The 22,604-nt window shown below is 57.3% G+C and carries 19 protein-coding genes; 13 read left to right on the forward strand and 6 right to left on the reverse strand.

Features of this window, described 5'->3' with window-relative positions:
- Positions 1-197 precede the first annotated feature (197 nt).
- The 9 genes from fdhF to MWC30_RS20640 all read left to right on the forward strand — a co-directional run bounded on the left by fdhF (position 198) and on the right by MWC30_RS20640 (position 11,571).
- The gene (gene fdhF, locus MWC30_RS20595) at positions 198-2,864 is read left to right on the forward strand and encodes a formate dehydrogenase subunit alpha (RefSeq protein ID WP_254006175.1); all 2,667 of its coding nucleotides are present in this window, start codon (positions 198-200) and stop codon (positions 2,862-2,864) included.
- Between the two features lie 494 nt (positions 2,865-3,358).
- Positions 3,359-4,423, forward strand: coding sequence for a GAF domain-containing protein (locus MWC30_RS20605; protein ID WP_244086087.1), 1,065 nt, complete (start codon positions 3,359-3,361; stop codon positions 4,421-4,423).
- Between the two features lie 79 nt (positions 4,424-4,502).
- Entirely contained in the window at positions 4,503-5,081 is a 579-nt protein-coding gene (locus MWC30_RS20610; protein WP_244086088.1) for a 4Fe-4S dicluster domain-containing protein, read from the forward strand.
- A gap of 40 nt (positions 5,082-5,121) precedes the next feature.
- Positions 5,122-6,018, forward strand: a complete 897-nt coding sequence (locus MWC30_RS20615) for a CoB--CoM heterodisulfide reductase iron-sulfur subunit B family protein (protein ID WP_244086089.1) — start codon at positions 5,122-5,124, stop codon at positions 6,016-6,018.
- A gap of 147 nt (positions 6,019-6,165) precedes the next feature.
- Entirely contained in the window at positions 6,166-8,124 is a 1,959-nt protein-coding gene (locus MWC30_RS20620) for a CoB--CoM heterodisulfide reductase iron-sulfur subunit A family protein (RefSeq protein WP_244086090.1), read from the forward strand.
- 120 nt (positions 8,125-8,244) lie between these two features.
- Positions 8,245-8,694 carry a hydrogenase iron-sulfur subunit gene (locus tag MWC30_RS20625; RefSeq protein ID WP_368860912.1) on the forward strand — a complete coding sequence of 150 codons (450 nt, stop codon included), beginning with the start codon at positions 8,245-8,247 and terminating at the stop codon, positions 8,692-8,694.
- Position 8,695: 1 nt separating this feature from the next.
- Positions 8,696-9,664 (forward strand): 4Fe-4S dicluster domain-containing protein, encoded by a 969-nt coding sequence (locus MWC30_RS20630; protein ID WP_244086092.1) that lies wholly within the window; start codon positions 8,696-8,698, stop codon positions 9,662-9,664.
- A 25-nt stretch (positions 9,665-9,689) separates the two neighbouring features.
- On the forward strand, positions 9,690-10,754 hold the full coding sequence (locus MWC30_RS20635) for a 4Fe-4S dicluster domain-containing protein (protein ID WP_244086093.1): 1,065 nt from the start codon (positions 9,690-9,692) through the stop codon (positions 10,752-10,754).
- A complete protein-coding gene (locus tag MWC30_RS20640; RefSeq protein ID WP_244086094.1) occupies positions 10,741-11,571 on the forward strand; it encodes an FAD/NAD(P)-binding protein in 831 nt (276 codons plus the stop codon). Before MWC30_RS20635 ends, MWC30_RS20640 begins: the two co-directional genes overlap by 14 nt.
- 114 nt (positions 11,572-11,685) lie before the next feature.
- Here the strand turns inward: MWC30_RS20640 and MWC30_RS20645 are convergent, their stop codons facing one another.
- On the reverse strand, positions 11,686-11,919 hold the full coding sequence (locus MWC30_RS20645) for a hypothetical protein (protein WP_244086095.1): 234 nt from the start codon (positions 11,917-11,919) through the stop codon (positions 11,686-11,688).
- A gap of 233 nt (positions 11,920-12,152) precedes the next feature.
- Between MWC30_RS20645 and MWC30_RS20650 the strand changes: the two genes are divergently transcribed.
- Together MWC30_RS20650 and moaA are read left to right on the forward strand one after the other, a co-directional pair.
- Positions 12,153-14,387, forward strand: coding sequence for an ATP-dependent RecD-like DNA helicase (locus MWC30_RS20650; protein WP_244086096.1), 2,235 nt, complete (start codon positions 12,153-12,155; stop codon positions 14,385-14,387).
- A gap of 187 nt (positions 14,388-14,574) precedes the next feature.
- Positions 14,575-15,558 (forward strand): GTP 3',8-cyclase MoaA, encoded by a 984-nt coding sequence (moaA, locus tag MWC30_RS20655; protein WP_244086097.1) that lies wholly within the window; start codon positions 14,575-14,577, stop codon positions 15,556-15,558.
- Between the two features lie 6 nt (positions 15,559-15,564).
- On the opposite strand, the gene MWC30_RS20660 is transcribed toward moaA, so the two are convergent.
- The 3 genes from MWC30_RS20660 to MWC30_RS20670 form a co-directional block, all read right to left on the reverse strand.
- The gene (locus MWC30_RS20660) at positions 15,565-16,536 is read right to left on the reverse strand and encodes an ROK family protein (protein WP_244086098.1); all 972 of its coding nucleotides are present in this window, start codon (positions 16,534-16,536) and stop codon (positions 15,565-15,567) included.
- A gap of 26 nt (positions 16,537-16,562) precedes the next feature.
- On the reverse strand, positions 16,563-17,186 hold the full coding sequence (locus tag MWC30_RS20665) for a hypothetical protein (RefSeq protein WP_244086099.1): 624 nt from the start codon (positions 17,184-17,186) through the stop codon (positions 16,563-16,565).
- A gap of 136 nt (positions 17,187-17,322) precedes the next feature.
- Positions 17,323-18,000 (reverse strand): CBS and ACT domain-containing protein, encoded by a 678-nt coding sequence (locus MWC30_RS20670; RefSeq protein WP_244086100.1) that lies wholly within the window; start codon positions 17,998-18,000, stop codon positions 17,323-17,325.
- Between the two features lie 113 nt (positions 18,001-18,113).
- On the opposite strand from MWC30_RS20670, the gene MWC30_RS20675 reads away from it, so the two are divergent.
- Positions 18,114-18,545 carry a hypothetical protein gene (locus tag MWC30_RS20675; RefSeq protein WP_244086101.1) on the forward strand — a complete coding sequence of 144 codons (432 nt, stop codon included), beginning with the start codon at positions 18,114-18,116 and terminating at the stop codon, positions 18,543-18,545.
- 176 nt (positions 18,546-18,721) lie between these two features.
- On the opposite strand, the gene MWC30_RS20680 is transcribed toward MWC30_RS20675, so the two are convergent.
- Together MWC30_RS20680 and MWC30_RS20685 are read right to left on the reverse strand one after the other, a co-directional pair.
- Positions 18,722-19,744 (reverse strand): rod shape-determining protein, encoded by a 1,023-nt coding sequence (locus MWC30_RS20680; protein ID WP_244086102.1) that lies wholly within the window; start codon positions 19,742-19,744, stop codon positions 18,722-18,724.
- A 76-nt stretch (positions 19,745-19,820) separates the two neighbouring features.
- Entirely contained in the window at positions 19,821-21,278 is a 1,458-nt protein-coding gene (locus MWC30_RS20685; protein WP_244086103.1) for a GAF domain-containing protein, read from the reverse strand.
- Between the two features lie 166 nt (positions 21,279-21,444).
- On the opposite strand from MWC30_RS20685, the gene mutL reads away from it, so the two are divergent.
- The coding region (gene mutL / locus MWC30_RS20690; RefSeq protein ID WP_244086104.1) for a DNA mismatch repair endonuclease MutL at positions 21,445-22,604 on the forward strand (1,160 nt) is incomplete at its 3' end.

Raw genomic sequence — 22,604 nt, forward strand, 5'->3', positions numbered from 1 at the left:
GCCGGTCTTTTCCCCGGCCCTGGTGCTCGCCGTCGTCATTTCCGCCTACGGCGTCCTCTCCCTCGGGCTCTTCCCCTCAGGGTATGTCGCCATGGTCAAGCAGTCCTTCCTGGCCCTGCACTGAAGTGAGGGCTGTGCGTAACTGCACGGCCAAGCCGGCATCCAATCAACAAAGAGAAGGCAGCGAAAATATGAGCATGGTCAAGCTGACAATTGACGGCAGGCAGATTGAAAGCGCGCCGGGGACCACCATTTTGCAGGCGGCCCGGAGCGCCGGGATCCAAATCCCGACCCTTTGTTACCACGAAAGGCTGAATCCCATCGTTTCCTGCGGCATGTGCGTCGTGGAGGTCGCCGGCTTCGACGAGCCGGTAGAATCTTGCGCAACGCCGGTGGCCGAAGGGATGGAGGTGGTGACGACCTCGGAGAATCTCTCGGTCCTGCGCGCAGGCTCCCTGAAGCGGCTCCTCTCGCGGCACCCCCTGGACTGCCCCATCTGCGATAAGGCGGGCGAGTGCAGGCTGCAGGACCTGGTCTTCGAGTACGGCGTCATGGCAGAGGGGTACGAAGCTCCGCCAAAGCCCCGCGAGAAGGTCTATGCGACCCCGCTCATCAAGTACTGGCCCGACCGGTGTGTGCTCTGCCTTCGGTGCGTAACCGCCTGCCGGGAGATCAAAGGGGCTTGCGCCCTGGATGTGACAGAAAATGAAGGCCAGCGTGAGCTTGTCTTTTATCCCGATAAATGCGTTTCCTGCGGGGAATGCCTGCAGCTCTGCCCCGTGGGGGCACTGACGGAAAATGTCAGTGCCATGAAGGGTCGGTCGTTCCTGGTGAAAAAGGTGCCGACGACCTGCACGTACTGCGGCTGTGGGTGCCAGATGGAGCTCCACGTGGCCGACAACCGGGTGGTGAACGTCACGGGACGGGACGACCCCGGGGTCAACCAGTCGAGCCTTTGCGTGAAGGGGCGCTTCGGCTACGAGTTCATCTCGAGCAACCAGCGCCTCACCCGTCCCCTCGTCAAGAAAAACGGGGCCTTTGAAGAAACCGACTGGGACGAAGCCCTGAGGCTGGTGGCAAGGCGCTTTGCCCAGGTCAAAACCGAGAGCGGAGCCGACGCCATCGGGGGCTTTGCTTCGGCCCGGTGCACCAACGAGGACAACTACCTCTTTCAGAAGTTCATGCGCGCGGTGATCGGCACCAACAATGTCGACCACTGCGCCCGTCTCTGACACTCCTCGACGGTGGCAGGACTTGCCGCCACGTTTGGAAGTGGAGCGATGACCAACCCCCTTCAGGATGTATTGAAATCCGGGGTCATCGTGGTGACGGGAACGAATACGACAGCCAACCATCCCATCATCGCCAACTACATCCATGAGGCCGTGACGAAGCACGGGGCCAAGCTGATCGTCATCGACCCGAGACGCATCAAGCTGGTGGACCTGAGCCACCTGTGGCTGCGCCCGAGGGTAGGGACGAATGTCGCCTGGATCAACGGCCTCATGCACGTCATCATCCGTGACAACCTGCAGGCCCAGGCCTACATCGATTCGCGGACGACGGGTTTTGAAGAGCTCAAAAAGTCCGTGGTCCGCTATGCGCCGGACTATGTGTCAGGGATCACGGGGATCCCGCCGCAGGATATCGAGGCGGCGGCGCGCCTTTTTGCCACCCAGGGTCCCGGGTCTATTCTCTACGCCATGGGAATCACCCAGCACACGACGGGGACCAATAACGTCAAGTGCCTGGCCGCCCTTTCCATGCTCTGCGGATACGTGGGTGTCGAGGGGGGAGGGGTCAATCCTCTCCGCGGACAAAACAACGTCCAGGGGGCCTGCGACATGGGAGGCCTTCCCAATGTCTTCACGGGCTACCAGACGGTCACCGACGAAGCGGTGCGGGAAAAGTTCGCCAAAGCCTGGAATGTGGGCAAGCTCCCCGGCAAGGTGGGCATGACGGTCACCGAGATGACGGCGACGGGGGGAAAGGATATCAAGGCCCTCTACATCATGGGGGAAAATCCGCTCCTGAGTGATGCCGATGTCCACCACGTGGAAAAGAACCTTGCCGCACTCGATTTTCTGGTCGTCCAGGACATCTTCCTCACGGAGACGGCACGGCTTGCCGATGTGGTGCTTCCCGGGGCCTGCTTTGCTGAAAAGGACGGGACCTTCACCAACACCGAGCGCAAAGTGCTGCGTGTGCGCAAGGCCCTGGATGCCCCGGGCGAGGCCTGGGACGATGCGCGCATTATCACGGCACTGGCGCGGAAAATGGGCTATGAGATGGACTACGCCGGAGCCTCGGCGGTGATGGAGGAGATCAACGCCCTCACCCCGAGCTACGGGGGCATCACCTATGAGCGCCTGGAGCAGGGGGGCCTCACCTGGCCCTGCCCGACGGCGGACCACCCGGGAACGCCCATCCTCCACACGCATAAGTTCACGCGGGGAGAAGGGGTCTTTTTCCCCATCGAATACGAGCCTTCAGCCGAGCTTCCCGACGCGGAATACCCCTTCGTCCTCACCACGGGGCGCGTCTACGAGCACTATCACACGGGGACGATGACCCGCAAGGGAAATGCCCTGAACCGGCTCTATCCTGAGGCGTTGGCCGAGATCAACAGCGAAGACGCCAAGGGACTTGGCATCAGCAGCGGGGACTACATCCACATTGTATCCCGGCGCGGGAAGCTCAAGATCAAGGCCTCGGTGTCGGGTATGACGGACCGCGGGGTGGCGTTCGTGCCCTTCCACTTCTACGAGTCCACGGTCAACGAGCTGACCAACAGCGCCCTTGATCCTGTATCAAAGATTCCCGAGCTCAAGATCTGCGCCATCAAGATCGAAAAGGCCGCCTGAGCCTGACGGGCTCGAGTCTCACTCCGCTCGCAACCTGACAGATTCCCTCACCACTGCGGTGGTGAGGGAATTTTTTTTCAGTCAAAGTGCAGGCATGCTGCCAAATGCTGCCAGCCGTCTCGAGCTCGTCCCAGGAGACACTTCAAGGGCTCTGGAAAGATTTCGATGCCTCATGAAAGCATTTGAACTTGAAAGCAGCACATGGAAAGTTTAATAGAAATTGTTTGGCCATCCAGCCCCAAAACGATCCAACGGCATCCTCCAGTGAGCTTTTTCTGGACCCCCAAGCAAATCCTCCTGAATGATACCAGGGTCAGGTATGCGGGATATCTGCTTCCAGCCTGACGTCGAAATAGAGGGTCGCGCCATGGCAGGATGAACATTTTCATTGCCGATGGTAGTTGTAAAAATTTGTGAAAGTTGATACTTAATCCATGTGGATATTCAAGAGCCAATAGAACGGTTGCTTCCTAGTCACCTGAAGGGAGGGGAGGATGGAGAAGATGAGTGCGAGAGACTATCTCACGCCGTTTGTGGAGGTTGGTCGTGCGTTGAGTGACAATGTCGACAATTACAGCGTCATGAACCTTATTGCTCAGCGCATTACGGAAACACTCCAACTAAAAGGGACTTTCATAAAGCTCAAGAGTGCCGAAGGCGAGAGCCTGGAGTTGGTATCCAGTCACGGCCTGAGTGAACATTTTCTTTTGAGCGAGCCGGTCCGAACTCCTGACAGCATCTGTTTTCAGATACCGTCAGACGTGAAATGTTTTCCCACCATCAAAGAAAACGAGGAAATACCCGAACAGGAGCGCATGCTGTTTGAAGGTATCCGCTCGGCGGCGATCATCCCTGTGGAGGTTGAGCAGGATAATGTCGGGATGGTGGGGTTGTTTGCGAGTGAGCCTCGGGAATTCAATCGGGCGGAGCTTACTTTTGCCGCAACGCTTGCCGCCCAGGGGATTTTATCCATTTTCTGGCAGCGTCGCGTGGAACGCTATGTTGAAGTCGAGCGCGCATACTTGAGAACCTTCCAGGAAATCAGCTCCACCATCAACGAGACCCTCCACATCAATAAAGTTCTGGAGCTTGTGGTGACCAAAGTGTCTCAGATCCTGGGCGGCAAAGGCTGCACAGTCCGGCTTCTGGATCCAAAAACTCACAGTCTGTACTTGGCTCAGGCGTACGGTTTGAGCCAGTCCTTTCTGGAAAAGGGACCTGTAGACGCTCAGAAGAGCATCGTGGAAAACATGGCAGGACGCATTGTCGTGATTGAAGATGTATTTACGGATCCTCGGCTCCAGTATCCTGCTGAGGTGGTGGCGGAAGGTATCCGTAAAATCCTGTCGATTCCCCTCTCCGTCCGGGGAAAGGTCATCGGGGTCCTGCGTGTGTTTACAGGCCCTCGCGCTCCTTTCACCCAGCGGGAAATCCACTTCGCGTCAGCGATAGCCCAGCAGTGTGCGTTTGCCATTGAAAATGCACGCATGTACCAGCGCGTGAAATACGAATACCAGCAGATGATGATCGACTTCGGTTACGAAGGCAGCGGTCAATAGCCGAAAGCGCTTGCGGGATGGCAGACCCGGCATGAACCATTCACCAGCCATTTGAATTGCGCTGCATCGGAAGGAAGAAATGGAACACATCCATACCCTGTCAATCCAGAACACGTATGATGCCGATTTCATCAAACGGGTGGAAGAGGCCAGCGGGCAACAAGTCAGCAAATGCTATCAATGCGGCAACTGCAGCGCCAGCTGTAATTACACCTACGTCTATGACTACCCGGTCAACCAGATCATGCGTCTCATCCAGCTGGGGCAAAGGGAGATCGTCCTGAAGTCCCGGTCCATCTGGTTGTGCGCTTCATGCCAGGCCTGCACCACGCGGTGCCCGTGCAACATCGAGGTCTCCCATGTCATGGAAAGCCTGCGGATCATGTCGCGTGAGGAGAAGATGGTCTCACTCAAAGACATTCAATTGTTCTACGACGAATTTCTGAGATCGGTGAAGACCTTTGGGCGCGTTTTCGAAACGGGTCTGCTCCCTGTCTTCAACATGAAAGCCAAGCGCCCCTTTGGAGACATGGACCTGGCACCCCTCGTACTGAAGAAAGGCAAGCTGCACCTTCTGCCGTCCCGGATCAAGGGGCGCAAGGAGGTGGCGGGCATCTTCGAGCGCCTGGAGGCCTTTCACAAGAAGCACGAAGCCTGAGAAGTACTGTGGCAAGTCATTGGAAAAAGAGAAAATAAACATGAAACGGATTGCATATTATCAAGGCTGCTCCCTGGAAGGGCTGGCGAGTGAATACGACATTTCCACGCGTGCGGTTTGTGATGCCCTGGGGATCGAGCTGATCGAAATTCCGGATTGGAACTGCTGCGGATCCTCTCCCGCGCATTCCGCCGACCCGCTCCTTTCGAGTGCCCTTGCAGGACGCAACCTTGCCATTGCCGAGGCGGAAGGGTGCGATGTCGTCATGACTCCCTGTCCCGGCTGCCTGAAGTCTCTCAAGGGAGCCCTCGAAACCTGTCACGATCCCCAGCAGTGCGACGCCTTCCGAGAGATCCTCGGGATGCCCTTTGAGGGGCGGATCCGAGCCATTTCCGTTCTCGAGCTCCTTTACAAGGACGTTGGGGTCGATGCATTGCGGGCGCAGGTTCAAAAGCCCTATGCCGACCAGGTCATCGTGCCCTATTATGGCTGCCTCCTGACGCGCCCTCCCAAGTTTGCCGACTTCGACGATCCGGAAAATCCCGTGTCCATGGATCGCCTGCTGGAGGCCGTAGGGGTGACGGTGCCGGACTTTCCGTATAAAACCGAGTGCTGCGGAGCAACTTACGGGGTCACCCGCAACGACATCGTGGGGAAATTGACCGGGCGCATCCTGGACATGGCCCTGCGCGTCGGAGCCGAAGCTGTGGCCGTGGCCTGTCCCCTCTGTCAGCAGAACCTGGACCTGCGTCAGGCACAGGTCAATCGTCACATGAACCGGACTTTTGATCTTCCGGTGGTCTATATCACACAGGTGATCGGCATTGCCCTGGGGATCGCCCCCAAGGAGCTCGGCTTGGACAAGCTCTTTGTCAATGCGGATTTTCTCCTTCGGAGCGCACGGGAGGAAGAGCCCCAGGCGAAAACGATCGGTTGAAGCTCGAGGGCGTTTCAGAAGTCGTGAAGGCTCATCGATGCAGAGGCAGGAGGAGGGATTGGGTTGAGGCTCCCTCCTGGATTGCAGGAAAATCGGGCAGCCGGATCCGAAGCTGTGAAGCGTCTCAAGTGAATTGAGGATAAGAAAATGCGTATTGGTGTTTTTGTTTGTCAATGTGGGACCAACATTGCCGGAACGGTGGATACTCAAGAAGTGGCGCGGCGAGCCGGTAACCTCCCGGATGTTGCCTATGCGACCAGCTACATGTACACCTGCTCGGAGCCCGGCCAGCAGGAGATTCAAAGGGCTATCAGGGAAAAGAACCTCCAGGGCGTTGTTGTGGCGGCCTGCTCCCCAAGGATGCATGAGCCGACCTTCCGGCGCGCTGTGGAGAGGGCCGGACTGAATCGCTTCATGTTCGAGATGGCCAATATTCGGGAGCACGTCTCCTGGATCAACAACGATCGTGAAGCCAATACGCGCAAGGCTGCGGAACTGGTGGAAATGGCTGTGGCGAAACTTCGCTTCAACCAGCCTCTTTTCTCATCACAGATCTCCGTGAACAAGCGGGTGATGGTGATCGGCGGGGGCGTGGCGGGCATTCAGGCCGCGTTGGATTGTTCCGACGGTGGACTGGATGTCGTCCTGGTGGAGCGCAAGTCCTCCATCGGCGGCAAAATGGCTCAACTCGACAAAACATTTCCCACCGTGGACTGCTCCTCGTGCATCCTGGGACCCAAGATGGTGGATGTGGTCCAGAAGGACAACATCACGCTTCACGCTGCCAGTGAGGTGGAATCCATATCGGGTTATGTGGGGAACTTCACTGTTGAAGTCAGAAAAAAGGCGACTTACGTGGATTGGACTGCCTGCACCGGCTGCGGCGCCTGTATCGAAAAGTGCCCCTCACGCAAGGTGCCGGATGTTTTCAACGAAAATCTTGCCAATGCCCGTGCCATCAACATTCCATTCCCCCAGGCCATTCCCAAGAAGGCTACCATCAATCGTGACTATTGCCTGCATTTCACCAAGGGGAAATGTGGGACCTGTCAGAAAGTCTGCCCCACGGGCGCCGTGAATTACGAAATGCAGGATGAAATCGTCACGGAGCAGGTGGGAGCCATCATTGTGGCGACGGGTTACGATCTCTTCGATGCTTCCGTATATGGTGAGTACGGCGGCGGCCGATACGCCGATGTCATCTCGGGCATTCAATACGAGCGGATTCTGAGCGCTTCAGGCCCCTTCGGCGGGCATATCAAGCGCCCTTCCGACGGAAAAGAGCCCAAGGACATCGTCTTCATCGCCTGTGTCGGGTCCCGCGATGCTTCCGTGGGGAGGCCCTATTGCTCGGGGGTTTGCTGCATGTACATCGCCAAGCAGGCTATCCTGACGCGGGATCATCTGCCCGACACCAGGGTGTGGGTCTTTTACATGGATATCCGGGCACCCGGTAAGAATTACGATGAGTTCGTGCGTCGGGCTCAGGAAGAATACGGCGTGCAATACATCCGTGGACGCGTCGGCAAGGTCTATCCCAAGGGGGATCGGATGGTGGTCCAGGGGAATGATACGCTGCTGGGTGTTCAGGTGGAAGTGGAAGCCGACCTGGTGGTGCTGGCCACGGGCATCGAAGCGTCTGCGGGAGCCCGGGAGCTGGCCGAGAAGCTCCGTATTTCGTATGACCAGTACGGTTTCTACATGGAAAGCCATCCCAAGCTGCGCCCCGTGGAGACCAATACGGCCGGAGTCTATCTGGCCGGAGTGTGCCAGGGGCCCAAAGACATTCCATCCTCCGTGGCCATGGGGAGCGCGGCTGCCGCCAAGGTGCAGGCCCTCTTTTCAAGGGATACCATCGAAACCAACCCGCAGGTGGCTCTGGTCAATGAAAGAGTTTGCATCAGCTGCGGAAAATGCATCCAGGTTTGCCCGTTTGGAGCCATTCAGTGGAAGGAGCTGCGGGGCGGCATCCGCAAGGCGGAGGTCCTCCCGAGCGTTTGCCAGGGATGCGGGCTCTGCAACGCCACCTGCCCGCCCAAGGCCATCCAGCTGCAGCATGCCACGGACAATCAGATTCTCGCTGAGGTCAACGCTCTTTGTGCCTAAAGATGTGTCCGGCTCTCACGCCGCGATAGGCGGCGTGTGCTCAGGGGGCCGTGTCGGCTCAGGGGAAGTGATGCACATCAAGTGCAGGGAGGAATAGAGGCAATGAGTGGTTCCAATTCCGTGCCTGTTACGGAACAGGGAATGAAAATAGTCGGTTTTTTGTGCAACTGGTGCTCCTACGGAGGTGCGGATACGGCGGGGGTTTGCCGTTTCAAACAACCCACCGATCTGCGTATCATCCGTATCCCCTGTACGGGGCGTATGGATCCCCTGTTTGCCGCCAAATCTCTCATTTACGGAGCCGATGGCGTTCTGGTTTCCGGCTGTCATCCCAGAGACTGCCATTACGCTGTGGGCAATCTTTACGCTCGCAGACGACTGGAGGTATTGAAGCATTTTCTGCCTTTCATGGGAATCGACCCACGGAGGTTCCACTACACGTGGGTTTCGGCCTCCGAAGGGCAGCTCTGGCAGCGTGTGGTTACCGATTTCTCTGAACAGATTCACCAGTTGGGACCCAATCCCGGAATCGGCGCAGAATCAGAAATCTTTGAAAAACTAGGGAACTAAAGTGTTTGAGAACGCTACGAAACAATTACGTGAAACGGTAGAGGCTGCCCTGCCGGAACTGAACACGGTCGTGGGCTGGAGAGCGGGATATGATCCGCTCCACATGACGCCTGTTTTCATAAAAAATGCCGGGGACCTTTCAAAGCTCGAGTGGAGTCCCTTCTGCGTCCAGAACCTCAGTGGTTACCTGGTGAAGGATCCGGCGGTCCGGGCTCAGGATCCGTCCAAGAAAATCGGCATTTGTGTCAAGGGCTGTGACAGCCGTTCTCTGGTGGCCCTGATTCAAGAAAAATTTATTGAGCGCAACCAAATCCATGTGTTCGGCATTCCCTGTCGAGGCACCGTGGACTGGCGGCGTGTCATGAAGCTCGGCCCGCTCACCGGCATCCAGTCCGCTCGCGTTGAAGAGAGCCGCCTTGTGGTGGAAGATGCCAACGGGGGGCACACTTTTGCCCTGGAGGATGTGCTGGCGCGCAAATGCCTGCGTTGTGCCCATCCCAATCCGGTCATCCATGATGTGCTCATCGGGGAACCGGTGACTCCTCGCGTCGCTGTGGAAAATTCCTATGGGGAGGTGGAGCGGATGGAGGAGCAGTCTCTGGAGGATCGACTGGGGTTTTGGAAAAAAGAGCTCGACAAATGCCTGCGCTGCTATGCCTGCAGGAACGCCTGTCCTCTCTGCGTGTGCCAGGATCGCTGCATTGCGGAAACGAGGGAGCCCCGATGGCTGACACAGCGTGTGGGCACCTCAGAAAAATTCCTTTTTCATTTCATTCATGCGCTGCACCTGGCAGGGCGCTGCACGGAGTGCGGGGAATGCGAACGGGCGTGCCCCATGGAAATCCCGGTCACTCTCATCAAGGAAAAACTGAACAAGATCACCCTGGAACTGATGAGCTACGAAGCCGGCATGGATCCCGAAGCCGTTCCGCCCCTGCTGACATTCAACCCGGGTGAAACAGGACTTTAACGGATTCAGAGAGTGAGGACAATCAATGAGTGGGAAAGCATTTATCCCCCGGGATAGTTTAGGAGCAGCCCTGGACAGGCTGTCAAAGAAAATAGAGGTGTGGGTGCCCGCTATGTCGGAAGAGGGACGTTGGGGGGTGGAGTTCCTGCCCTACCGACCCGGCATGCGCCCCGTCTTGGATCGACAGAGCACCCTTTCTCCCAAGAGAGTCGTGTTTCCGCAGATGGAGACGCTCTTGCGGTTCGAATACATCAAAGATCCGGACGATCCCGCGAAAGTGAAGTTTCGGCTGGACGACGGGCAGGAGGTCAAACCGCAGTTCGTTTTCGGGGCGCGCCCCTGTGATGTTCGAGGCTTCTTCACCTTTGACCGGGTGTTCACCGAGGGACCTTTTGTCGACGGGTACTACCGGAATCGCAGGGCCAGCACCCTTTTTGCCACGCTCGTGTGCGGGGAGGGGGACGCGGCCTGTTTTTGCTCGTCCGTGGGCAGCGGACCGGCCGACCAGGCGGGCAGCGATCTTTGGGTGACGCCCGTTGACGGTGGTTACGTTGTGGAGGCCTTGAGTGAGAGGGGCCGGGAATACGTGGCCCTGTTGGGTGACGCGCCTTCGGAATTGCAGGAAGCTGCCGCACGAAAGGTCCAGGAAGAAGCCGCTCAGCAGCAGGTGGGAGATCCGGATCTGGTGAAGAGCGCTCCGTCGTTCAGGGGACGCTTCGAGGATCTGGATTACTGGCGGTCCATGGTCTCTCAGTGCCTCGGTTGTGGAGTCTGCACGTATGTGTGCCCCACCTGCTACTGTTTCACCATCACCGACGAGGGGAAGGACCTGAAGGGAGAGCGTTTACGCTCCTGGGATTCCTGCATGTTTGCCCAGTACACATCGGAAGCCAGCGGGCACAATCCGCGGCCCACCAAGCTCGAGCGCTATCGCAATCGGGTGGGGCACAAATTCAGTTACTTCCCGGAAAAATACGATGGGATGATTGCCTGTTGTGGTTGTGGCCGGTGTATTCGCAGCTGCCCCGTGTCCATCGATATCCGAAAGGTTGTGCAAGAGTTGAAGGAGAAAGCCAATGCATGCGCATAACCCATATCTGCCGGAACTGGCAACCATCCAGGAGGTCATCCAGGAAACGCACAACATCCGCACGTTGAGGGTCACTCTGGATGATGCGGAGAAGATGCGGGATTTCACTTTCCGACCGGGGCAAGTGGGACAACTGTCGGTTTTTGGCGTGGGTGAATCCACCTTTGTCATCAATTCGCCTCCGACACGCAAGGATTACCTCCAGTTCAGCGTCATGCGGGTGGGAGAGGTGACGCAACGGATTCACCAGCTGAATGCCGGGGACCAGATCGGTGTCAGGGCTCCTCTGGGAAATGGCTTCCGGTATGAAGATATGAAAGGAAAAGATATCCTTTTCATCGGAGGCGGGATCGGCATGGCCCCCCTGAGGACCCTCCTCCTCTATATGATCGACAATCGCAGCGATTATGGGGATATCACCGTTATCTACGGTGCGCGGTCTCCCAAGGATCTGTGCTACCTGTATGAATTTGAAGAGTGGAGGGCCGGGAACATCAACCTGGTGCTCACCGTCGATGCGGAGTTCCCGGGCTGGAATGAGCGGGTCGGGTTTGTTCCGACTGTATTGAAGGAAGAAGCCCCCAGTCCCAAGAACCGCCTGGCGCTGGTGTGCGGTCCCCCCATCATGATCAAGTTCGTTCTGTTTGGCCTGAAAGAATTGGACTTCGAAGACCATCAGATCTTGTCCACCCTGGAAAAGCGGATGAAATGCGGCATCGGTATCTGCGGTCGGTGCAATATGGGCAGCAAGTATGTCTGCCTGGATGGGCCGGTTTTCAGCTATTCGGAGCTTCGGGAGATGGTTCCCGAGATGTGAGAGCAGGGTCGACAATGCCTTCGGCGGCGTCCGTCTGGCGAGGGGGGCTGGATCATCCCGGGGTTGGAAGCATGGATGGAGCATAAAAAAAGGCGCCTGTGAAGGCGCCTTTTTTTATGCCTGCTGAGTATTTTCCGAGGCTTTTTTGTAATAGCGCCGCCTTTTGGACCGCCGGGTTGGCCTGGGCTTCAGGAAATCTACGCGGATGTATTCGTTTTGATTAACAAATGAAACGAAGAGGGGGTCTATCTCGAGCTCCTTTTGCACCACGGACCGGATCAATTCCAGGCTGGAATACTTGCTGATGCCAAGCTCTCGGTAGTCCTCGGTTTTGATATAAAGAGACATGAGGAGCCTTTCTGTTCATGATGGGGTTAAGTGTTGTTCTGCAGCCTCGGTAAGTGTGTCGTTGTCTGGTTGGTGTTTGACTCCTGACGTTTAAAGGAAATATTAACACGCAGGTTACCGTTGTCAAAATATAATAGAATGCTCATGGGGGATGAAGGCTCCTCGCAGCCTGAAAACGCTCAGGGGCGCGAACGCCTGCGGAGCATCGGTGCAAATTCTTTCTGGAACAAGGTATGACGGAAATCATCGAAGGAACGGTGGAGCGGGTCACCTACAGCAACGAAGAGAACGGATACAGTGTCATCAAGGTCAGGATTCCCGGCCGCAGGGAGCTGGTTCCGGCGGTGGGAAACTTTGTGTCCGTCAGTCCCGGCGAGGTGCTGCGCATGGAGGGGACCTGGGGAAGCCATGCCCGCTTCGGGGAACAGTTCAAGGTGGATCGCTATGAAACCGCCACTCCTGCCTCAGTGGAAGGCATCCGCAAATACCTCGGTTCCGGACTCATCAAGGGCATCGGTCCTGTCATGGCCGAGCGCATCGTGCGCCTTTTCGGGGAACGGACCCTGGACGTCATCGATGCAGAACCGGCAAAGCTTTCCCAGGTGGAAGGGATCGGCGACTACCGCCTTCGCCAGATCCAGCAGGCCTGGGAGGATCAGCGGGATATACGGGAGCTCATGGTCTTCCTGCGCGCCCATGAGGTCAGTGCAGCTTATGCCACCAGGATTTTTAAACATTACGGGAAGGCATCCCTTGAAAAGGTGCAGTCCAACCCCTATGCACTGGCCATGGATGTTTTGGGAATCGGGTTCCTGACAGCCGATAAAATTGCGGGAAATTTGGGCTTTTCCTCTGAATCCCCCTTGAGGGCCGAGGCGGGGATCCTCTATGTGCTGCAGCAGGCGACGGATGAAGGGCATGTGTGTGTCCCCAGGCACTGGCTCATGGAAAAGTCTTGTGAGCTTCTGCAGATCGGGCCGGCGATTCTCGTTGACGCACTCCATCGCCTGGCTGCAGACTGCCGGCTGGTTCAGGAACCCGTCCCGGCGGGCCTCAAGACCGTCTTTGAGGATGGCACGGCCATTTACCTGAGGGGATATCATATCGCCGAGTGCCAGATTGCTCAGCGTCTGCTCTACCTCAAGGCCTTCAACCCGCTCCAGAGAAAAATCGACCTCGATGCCTCCCTCCAGTGGCTCCGCGAGAAGCTGCCCTTCAAGCTGGCTCCGCTCCAGGAGGAGGCTGTGAGACAGTCTCTGTCGGACAGGGTGGTGGTCATTACAGGAGGACCCGGCACGGGGAAAACGACGCTCATTGTGGCGATCCTTTCCATCTACCGAAAGCTGGGGGGGCAGGTCTGCCTGGCGGCCCCCACGGGGCGTGCAGCCAAGCGATTGAGTGAATCCACGCATCACCCGGCGAGCACACTTCACAGGCTCCTGGAATTCAGTCCTCAAGCGGGTGGCTTCCAGCGCAACGAACAAAAGCCTCTTTCAGCCGATCTGGTCATCGTGGATGAGTCCTCCATGCTGGACACCCTGCTCATGCACTATCTGCTGAAGGCGGTCCCGACGGATGCGACTCTCGTGCTGGTGGGTGACGTGGATCAGCTGCCTTCGGTGGGTCCCGGCAATATCCTCCGGGATATCATCGCTTCCGGACAGTTTCCTGTGGTGAGGCTGGAGGAAATCTTTCGCCAGGCCCGCCACAGCAGCATCGTCACCAACGCACACCTCATCCAGCAGGGGAAATTCCCGCGCCTGCAGCGGGATTCCCAGGAGCTGCAGGACTTTTACTTCATCGAAAAAGAAGATCCCGAGGACGTCTCGAAGATCATCGTGAAGCTCTGTTCCGAACGTATACCCGCTCGTTTTGGGCTGGATCCCGTGGAAGACGTGCAGGTCCTCTGCCCCATGCACAGGGGTGTCATTGGCGCACAGCGCTTGAACAGCGTTCTTCAACAGGCATTGAATCCCGAGAAAGCCTCCATTGAGAGGGGCGGACGGCTTTTTCGCCTGCACGACAAGGTGATGCAGATCCGCAACAACTATGACAAGGATGTCTTCAACGGCGATTTGGGGCGCATCCGAAGAATCGACATGGAAAACCAGGAAGTGCAGGTGGAAATAGACGGAAGGACCGTGGCCTACGATTTTTCGGAACTGGACGAACTGGTGCTGGCCTATGCCGTCAGTGTGCATAAAGCTCAGGGAAGCGAGTATCCCGCAGTGGTTTTCCCCCTCTTGATGCAGCACTATGTCATGCTGCAGCGCAACCTGCTTTACACCGCCGTCACCCGGGCCAGGAAGCTCGTAGTGGTCGTGGGCAGCAAGAAGGCCTTGGCCGTCGCCGTGCGGAACAACAAGATGCAGCAGCGCTTTACACTGCTCCAGGAGCGCCTCATGGGGCAGGGAGCTCTTCGCCCCGGAGGCACGGCGGGAGAGCGTGCTTCGACGGAAGGGCTATGATGGATGGTCGTGCTCACTCCTCATTTGCCTGAAAAATGGATCGCCGGGGCTTTTTTCATCGTGGGGGTGACCGTTCCGGAAAGACCATTTACAGAAGAATTGATCCCGTAGGGCTTGATTAAACCCTGCGGATGCGTCATTTTATAGTTCCGGAATAGATATTTTGAAAAGGATTCCATCCATGCTTATGCCGCCGACAGATGCTTATCAGCGCAGGATAGATTACCTGCGGTTTTCCATTACCGACCGCTGCAACCTCCGCTGTTCCTACTGCATGCCTCAGGAGGGAGTCGCAAAGCTCGATCACGAGTACATTTTGCGCTATGAGGAGATTTTGCGCCTGGCCCGCCTGGCCGTGGGGATGGGCATTTCGAAAATTCGTCTCACGGGTGGGGAACCCCTGGTGAGGCGCGATGTCCTTTATTTGTGTGAGAACATCACGCGCATTCCCGGACTGCAGAGCCTCAGCCTCACCACCAACGGGGTCTTGCTGGCTGAGTATGCCGAGGGGCTTTTCCGCGCGGGGATCAAGCGCATCAATATCAGCCTGGATACCCTGAATCCTGAAAAGTTCGAGGCCATTACGCGCAGACCCTTTTTCCAGAAGGTTTGGGAGGGCATCGAGGCGGCCCGGCAGGTGGGATTTTCCCCCATAAAGCTCAACTGTGTCGTTATGCGCGGAATCAACGACGATGAGATCGAGGATTTGGCGCGTTTGACGCTTCGCTATCCCTTTCACATGCGCTTCATAGAATTCATGCCCTTCCAGCCGGAGGAGCAGAAGAGAAAGTTTCTTTCCGCCGATGAAATCTTGCGCCGTGTCGAGGGAATCGCTCCGCTCGTTCCCGCCGAAAGCGTCAACAGCAATGGACCCGCTTCGTACTATCGTTTCGAGGGTGCTCCCGGTAAAATCGGCATCATCAGTCCCATCAGCCATCATTTCTGCCACAGCTGCAATCGGCTGCGCCTGACTTCCGATGGAAAGCTTCGCACCTGTCTTTTTTCCTCGGAGGAGACGGATATCCTGGCACTGCTGCGCCAGGGTGCGTTGGATGCGGAGATCGTCGGCGAGATGCGTCGAGCCATCGCCCGCAAGCCCGAAAGACACACCTTGGATCAGGACGTGCTGCGGAAATGCATCAGTCGGCCCATGGTGGCCATTGGAGGTTAGCCGGTTTTATGACACTTGATCCATGGCATGCCTGGCGGCTCCCAGGAGGGCGGCGTTGTCTCCCAGTGAGCTTTTCATGACCACCATTTCTTCAGGGGAGAGAAACCGCGTGTAGCGCGTGAAACTGTCACGCAGGGGACCGATGAAAAGGTCCCACGATGCGCTGACCCCGCCCCCCAGAATGGCATGGCGGATCCCAAGCACCGTGAAGAGGTTGGAGAGGGCCAGCCCGAGGGCCCAACCCATGCGGCGGAATAGCTTCAGAGCCGTTTCATCACCCGCCGATGCGCATTGGTAAATCATTTCCGCATTGAGTGACTGTTGGCGCCATCGGTCAAAAAGTGGACCTTCGAGGAGAGCTCCGTTTTGGGCAGCGTTCTCCACGCCTTTCAGAAGAGCGGTCGCCGAGGCATGCGTCTCAAGGCATCCCTGGGAGCCGCACGCGCAGGCCGGACCTTCGGGATGGACCACGAGGTGCCCGATTTCGGCGACAAAGCCCAAGTGGTCTCCCTCCCAGAGACGACTATGGAAAAAGATGCAGCCCCCCACTCCCGTCCCCAGTGTCAACCCAATCCAGTTGTCGACATTCCGTCCCGAGCCCACCCAGTTTTCTCCCAGTCCGAAAACATTGGCGTCGTTTTCCATGAAAACGGGAAGTCCCAGCCCGTCACGGAGCTCGACTCCCAGGGGATAGTTCCGCATGGCGGGCATGTTGGGGGAGAAAATCAGCAGGCCTTGCCGTGCATCGATCTTTCCCGCTACTCCCATGCCGACGGCCGCCACTCGAGCGCCCCCTTTGGAAGCCCTTGCGACGAGAGATCTGCACGCGTCGATGAGTCGACGACTGGTGTCCTCCGCTCCTCCACTGCTCCGCGTGGCGATGCGCTCCACGTGCAAGATACTGCCGGCGTCATCCACGAGGGCCGCTCGCATGTTGGTGCCGCCTACATCGATGCCTATGAAAAGCCGTTTCTTCATGGGTGCTCTGCCTTGGCCTGCGTCATTCAAGCCCTTCGAAGGTTGGGGCCTGGAGGGGAAAGATTTTCCGGCATGTAGAAAACATAGGATTCCGCGAGGATATCGAACTGGGCGTCCGTTTCTGCTTCGATTGCGCTGTAGAGATCCTTCAGGGATTCCGCTTGGGCAATTTTGAAGCGAAACAGGTTGGGATTGTGAAATTCAGAGTCCATGGGGAGGAGGAAGTGGGCGACGTTTCCACGCCAGATGACATTGAGTGCCTCCCTTTCCTCCAGGATGGTCTTGTAAAATCTCCGTAAGAGATCGGTACGCAGGATGGGTGAAGGAGCATTCGTCACGCACTCCATCATGCCGGCCAGGCGATAGACCCGGCGCATGTCCGCCTCGTTGTCCCGATACCGAAAAAGAGCCAGAATCGTGTAATGATATCCCCCGTCCAGCGTGAAGTGGTTTGGAACAAAGGCGATATGCTGATGGCCCTGGGATCCTAAAGCCTGCAGTCTGTGAACTTCGTAGCGGGCGGATTCATTCCGCGTGCACATCATGGCAAACCCGCTGTGCCAGTCTCCCCGGCGGAATTCCAGGGGACGCGGAGTGATGAGATTGTCTTCTTTGCGAGGCTTTTGACCCAGCTCGATGATGTCGGCCATGATTCCTGTCCTGTCTTTCAGCCGGCTGTGCGAAACAGAGCGATAACTTTCGACGACCTGCCGGGCAAAGGAGTGCGCTCCTTCATTGTGGCGAACCGGAACGGGCGGCTGCGGTTTGCAACCGGAGGACCTTGCGTCAGGATTGGCTTTCCAGGTAAGGGGTGGGATCTTCCTCATAGTCCACGAGCACTTTGAAGCCGGCTTCTTTGAGGACTTCGGTCGCCTTTTGAAAATTACTCAGATGGAAACGCAGAATGAGCTGCCAGTAGTCCTGATGGCCCGGCAAGGGAACAAACAGGACGCTTCGGATATTGATTCCCGCCTGAGCCATGTATTTGCCGACATCGGCCAAAACCCCGACTCGATCCTTCACCAGCAGGGAGAGTCTCCGGCTGTCGTCACTCATGCCCAGTGCGGTCAGAAGGATTTCCGTCAAATCGCTGGTGGTGATGAGCCCCACCAGTTTATCGTCCTTAAGGATCGGCAGTGCACCGATCTTGTTGTCGAACATGATGCGGGCGGCTCGTTCAATGGTCATGTCGGGGGTCCCCGTGATGACGTCCTTGGACATGACATTCGCTGCCGTGAGCTTCTGCAGGACATAAGTCAGCTCATGAACCGTGAGGGTCGTTGCCGGGGAGGCCCACGCCTGCTTCAAATCGCGATCGGTCACAATCCCCAGAAGGTGTGCCTTGCCGTCCGTCACGAGAAGATGGGAGATTTTGTGCTCGTTCATCATTTCTCGTGCCTTGAAGATGGACGTCTCGGGAGATATGGTGATCAGGTTCGTCTTCATGTTCCAGCCGACATACATGGTCTGCTCCTTATTTTTTTGTTTCAATCGAAATTGCGAGTATATAGAATATGGAAAGAGCAATTGAGGTGTCAACGTGAAAGTGCCCTGTGTGAGTGAAAAGGAGTGAAAAGGTGGCCGATTACGAAGAGCCGGTACATCTTGAAATCTTTGAGAAGCTTTCCCAGGCCATCGAAGAATGGGAAAATTCGCCCTACTACCTCGAGCAGGAGGAGCTCTTCGATCTTGAGCGGTTTCTCCTGGACCAGGACGCCGAAGATCTGAAGAAGGAACTGGAAAGGATTTATGGCACGCCTCTCAACCAAAAGTTCTGGTCATCGTCTCTTGCCTATCACCGCCTGAAACGCGCCCGGGAAGCGATCAAAGCCCAGGATGCCATCCAGGAAGAGAAGCGCAGACAATACCTGGAAGCCGTGGCGGCTTTGGAGGGAGAAAATCAGGCCGTCAGGGCCGAGCTGAAGGAATTGTTCCATCAGCAGCAAAGGCAGATGATGCGGGTGATCCCGGGAGGGCGGAAAGACGGTTCCGGAGATTCCCGGAAATGACGAAAAGAGGGGATCAGGAAGAAATTCCGGCAGGTGCTCTTGATCAGGGAAGGCGGCAGCAACGCCCATTCCATATTGATGCGATCTTCTGCCTCAATCCCGCATCAGGATGTGGCGCATCTCCTGCCAAAGGGAGTTTTTTCGAGCTGGAAGTTTTCTCGGGTGGAGAGATGCCTTCAATTGATGAAGACCTGCTGGTAGAAATCGATATGGTCGATGACGGAGCCGGCACCTCGTGCCACTGCCGTGAGGGGGTCGTCGGAGATGTTGACTTTGAGGCTGGTGCTGTCGTGAAGGAGTTGATCCAACCCTCGGATGAGGGCTCCACCACCGGCCAGCCAGAAACCTTTCTCGTGGATGTCCCCGGCCAGGTCGGGCGGAGTCTTTTCCAGGGCGCGTTTCACCGCCTCCACGATGGTCATGATGGGCTCCCGGATGGCTTCCCGGATTTCCGTATCGGTGACCGTGAAGGTTTTGGGGATTCCAGTGAGAATTTCCTTCCCGGTGATGTCCATGGTCTCGGGGGTGGGGAGCGGCCAGGCCGTACCGATCTTCATTTTGACGTTTTCCGCCAGGACCTCACTGATGATCATCTGACGCTCTCGCTGGATATACCGTAGAATGGCTTCGTTGGCTTCGTCGCCCGCGACCCTCACCGATTCGCTGTAGGCGACGGCAAACATGGAGATGACCGCCACCTCCGTCGTACCGCCTCCAATGTCCACAATCATGTTGCCGAAAGGCTGATCGATGGGAAGGCCTGCTCCAATGGCCGCAGCCATGGGCTCTTCCACGAGGTGAATGTGTCGGGCCCCCGCCTGTTCTGCGGCTTCGATCACGGCGCGCTTCTCGACGGAGGTAATGCCCGTGGGAACCGCCACCACCAGCCTTGGTCTCACGAATTGCCGCCGGTTCAGGACCTTGGACAGAAAATACTTGATCATGACGCTGGTGACTTCAAAATCGGCAATGACGCCGTCCTTCAGGGGGCGGATGGTGACGACGCGCTGGCCGTGTCGGCCGATGATATTTCTCGCATCCCGCCCCACCGCGATGACCTGATGCGTATCCTGATTGATGGCGACCACGGAGGGCTCGTTGAGGACCACTCCTTTGCCGCGCAGGTAGATCAATGTATTGGCGGTACCGAGATCCATGGCGAGATCCTTGGAGAAATACGCAAGCAGGCGTTCAAACATATGAGACCCTTTTCTAAGCCGTTCCCTTCACTCTCGGACTGATGACGGCAAAGTCTATAGACAATATGCCATCCGGTCAAATATTTTGTGAAGAAACGGATTCAATATTCGGGTTGAGACTTGTGAGAAGACGCTGATAGAGGAGGGGCCACAATTGATCGCTGCCGGAGCCGTCCTGGGGAAAGCCCACCCACGCGGCGTGCGGGCGCATGCGGGGCACGCGGACCTTTCCCGAAAAGAACTGCTGCCCAAGATCCATCAGGCGGGAAATGGGCCGTTTGGCCTCCTGCACGGTCATCTCCGGGAAGAGAAACGCAAACCGGTTTTCCGCCATCTGGCCCACGAGGATGTTGGAAGCGAGCTCAGCGCAAAATTCCCTCGCCAAATCCAGCTGCCACTGACGAACCAGCTTGGGAGGGAGCGACGCGAACAGGGACTGCCAGGGCTCCATCTGGAGGAGTGCCAGGGTGAAGGGGCTGCTTTTTTGCATGGCGCTCGACAGATTGGATTCCAGCTGCGTTTCGAAGGACAGCGCATTGAGAACACCCGTGGAAAGGTCATAGGTCTGCAACTGCCTGCATTCTTCTTTGAAATAGTACTGTTCCAGGAGCAGTTGGAAGAAATGCAGCATGTGTGTTATAGCCTTCTGACAATCGCTGCTCCAGTCCATGATTTCCCTGGAAAGGAAGGCCAGCACGACGGTATGGCCCAAAGACATGGGAGCGGGAATCCCCCAGAGTGTTCCGTTGTGGGGCAGTCCTTCTCCCGAAGCGAACAGGAAATGCTCCGGGGCGTAAGGATTCAGGCGGGTGATGAGCAGAGGCTTCTGAGTTTGAAAAATATGACCGATCAGCCCCTGCTTCAGGGGATGGTGCTGATGGATGAAATTCCTGGGAACATTGGAAGTTACGGCAAACAGGTGATAGCGATCTTCGCCCCTTTCCCGGAGAGCCAGGAAGCCGTATTCAGTCCCCAGGAGCTGGGAGCATTCGTTGATGACCATCTGGCAATAGTCTTCGAAGCTTGCTCCCTTGAAAGCAGCCTGGTCCATGCGCTGCCAGAATTCCGCGATGCGGGAATACTCGATCTGCTGGTTGACTCTTTCCTGCTGGGCCAGGAGCTGCTGGAGGACGGCGGCTACTTCCAGGATCCATTTCTGCTGCTTGTCGTTGAAGCCCCAGCCATATTTGGTGTCGACATAGAGGACGCCGGCTCCCTCTCCCACGGGAACGGCGAAGAGTCCCTTGATATGGCCTTCTCCCTCGCGGTAGAAGGGCAGAGTGGTGGCGATGGACTGGGTCGATTCCTGGAGCTTGTCGATGCGCACCTTCTGGCACACCTTGTGGACTTGGGAGAGAATGCCGCTTTGCTCCAGGGGAAGCGAAAGCCCAGGGGACAGGTGCCTGCTGAGGGTTTCCAGGGCGACCATATTGAGGAGGCGCTTTTTGGGATCCACCAGGAAAAACGCGGTGGTGTAGGCATCCAGGATGTTGCTGAGAAGGCTGACAAGCGACTGGTAGGGACTGGGTTGCATAGCGGCTCGACTCTCTGGTTGTCCTGAGCATGGGGGCATGGAGCGGTTGGAACTGTCCGAGCGCATCGATCCGCTCCATCGGTTCAAACGGTCCAGTTGATTTGCATACTGGAACCATCTAAATCTGTCAACAGATTAGAAGAATGAAAAGTAAAGCGAGAGCGCAATGAGCAAGATCATGATTCTGCCGGATACCCTGTGCAACCAGATAGCCGCGGGGGAAGTGGTGGAAAGACCTGCCGCCGTCATGAAGGAACTGGTGGAAAACAGCATTGATGCCGGCAGTCGGAAGATCTCCCTCGCGCTCCTCCAGGGAGGGCGCAAAGAGATCCGGGTCGTGGATAATGGTGCCGGCATGGATCCCGATGACGCTCTCCTTGCCATCGAGCGCCATGCCACCAGTAAGATCCGGTCTCTCGAAGACCTTCAGGCCATCCATTCCCTGGGGTTTCGGGGAGAAGCGCTCCCCAGCATCGCGGCTGTCAGCCGGTTTGAGCTCGTTACGCGGGAAGCGGATGTTGTTTCCGGGAGGCTCCTGCGCGTCGAAGGCGGGATCCTGCGGGATGTTCGGGAAACGGGCTGTCCTTCGGGGACCATGATCACCGTTCGTGATCTTTTTTACAATGTCCCCGCGCGTCGCAAGTTCCTGCGCTCGGTGGAGACGGAGATGGCTCATATCAGTGAGCAGTTTCTCCGGCTGGCCATGGCCCATCCCGAAATTCATTTTCAGCTGTCACACCAGGAGCGCCTTCAATACGACTTCCCCCAGGCAAAGGATGCCGTGCAGCGGGCGGGACAGATCCTGGGCGTCGACCTGACGCGGCGACTGAAGCCCTTTGAAGTGCAGACTCCGTCCCTGCGCCTCCATGGGCTTGCAGGTCCTTCCGACATCCAGCGGGCGAGCGCCCAGTCGCTGTTTGTCTACGTCAACGGGCGGCCTGTCTGGGACCGCATGGTGAACCGGGCCATCCTCGGTGCCTATGATTCCATGCTCCCCAGGGGCAAATTCCCCATGGTGGTCCTGTTCCTGGAGATTCAGCACGACCTGGTGGATGTCAACGTCCATCCCACCAAGAGGGAAGTGCGCTTCAGGAGCCCGGGAGAAATCCTGGAAACCGTGCGTGCCGCCATCGGGAAGGGGCTGGCGGAGGCAAGGGATCCCGGCGGAGTACAGGTTCCGACGCGCCCCCTGGAAGCCCGCGACACCGCTCCGCCGCCGCGGAGCCAGTACGTCCGGGAAACGCAGGTTTCCCTGGAGGATGTGCTGCTGCGGCAGATCGAAAAGACTCCTCCCTCTCCCCCCTCCCAGGTGGGTCTTTTCCCGCC

Origin of the sequence: Desulforhabdus sp. TSK, from assembly GCF_022836495.1 — a bacterium.
In the GTDB taxonomy this organism is placed as follows: Bacteria; Desulfobacterota; Syntrophobacteria; order Syntrophobacterales; family Syntrophobacteraceae; genus Desulforhabdus.

Coding starts and splice junctions, on each gene's coding strand:
- MWC30_RS20605 (WP_244086087.1), top strand. CDS start 3,359: ATGGAGAAGATGAGTGCGAGAGACTATCTCACGCCGTTTGTGGAGGTT.
- MWC30_RS20610 (WP_244086088.1), top strand. CDS start 4,503: ATGGAACACATCCATACCCTGTCAATCCAGAACACGTATGATGCCGAT.
- MWC30_RS20615 (WP_244086089.1), top strand. CDS start 5,122: ATGAAACGGATTGCATATTATCAAGGCTGCTCCCTGGAAGGGCTGGCG.
- MWC30_RS20620 (WP_244086090.1), top strand. CDS start 6,166: ATGCGTATTGGTGTTTTTGTTTGTCAATGTGGGACCAACATTGCCGGA.
- MWC30_RS20635 (WP_244086093.1), top strand. CDS start 9,690: ATGAGTGGGAAAGCATTTATCCCCCGGGATAGTTTAGGAGCAGCCCTG.
- MWC30_RS20640 (WP_244086094.1), top strand. CDS start 10,741: ATGCATGCGCATAACCCATATCTGCCGGAACTGGCAACCATCCAGGAG.
- MWC30_RS20645 (WP_244086095.1), bottom strand. CDS start 11,919: ATGTCTCTTTATATCAAAACCGAGGACTACCGAGAGCTTGGCATCAGC.
- MWC30_RS20650 (WP_244086096.1), top strand. CDS start 12,153: ATGACGGAAATCATCGAAGGAACGGTGGAGCGGGTCACCTACAGCAAC.
- moaA (WP_244086097.1), top strand. CDS start 14,575: ATGCCGCCGACAGATGCTTATCAGCGCAGGATAGATTACCTGCGGTTT.
- MWC30_RS20660 (WP_244086098.1), bottom strand. CDS start 16,536: ATGAAGAAACGGCTTTTCATAGGCATCGATGTAGGCGGCACCAACATG.
- MWC30_RS20665 (WP_244086099.1), bottom strand. CDS start 17,186: ATGGCCGACATCATCGAGCTGGGTCAAAAGCCTCGCAAAGAAGACAAT.
- MWC30_RS20670 (WP_244086100.1), bottom strand. CDS start 18,000: ATGTATGTCGGCTGGAACATGAAGACGAACCTGATCACCATATCTCCC.
- MWC30_RS20680 (WP_244086102.1), bottom strand. CDS start 19,744: ATGTTTGAACGCCTGCTTGCGTATTTCTCCAAGGATCTCGCCATGGAT.
- MWC30_RS20685 (WP_244086103.1), bottom strand. CDS start 21,278: ATGCAACCCAGTCCCTACCAGTCGCTTGTCAGCCTTCTCAGCAACATC.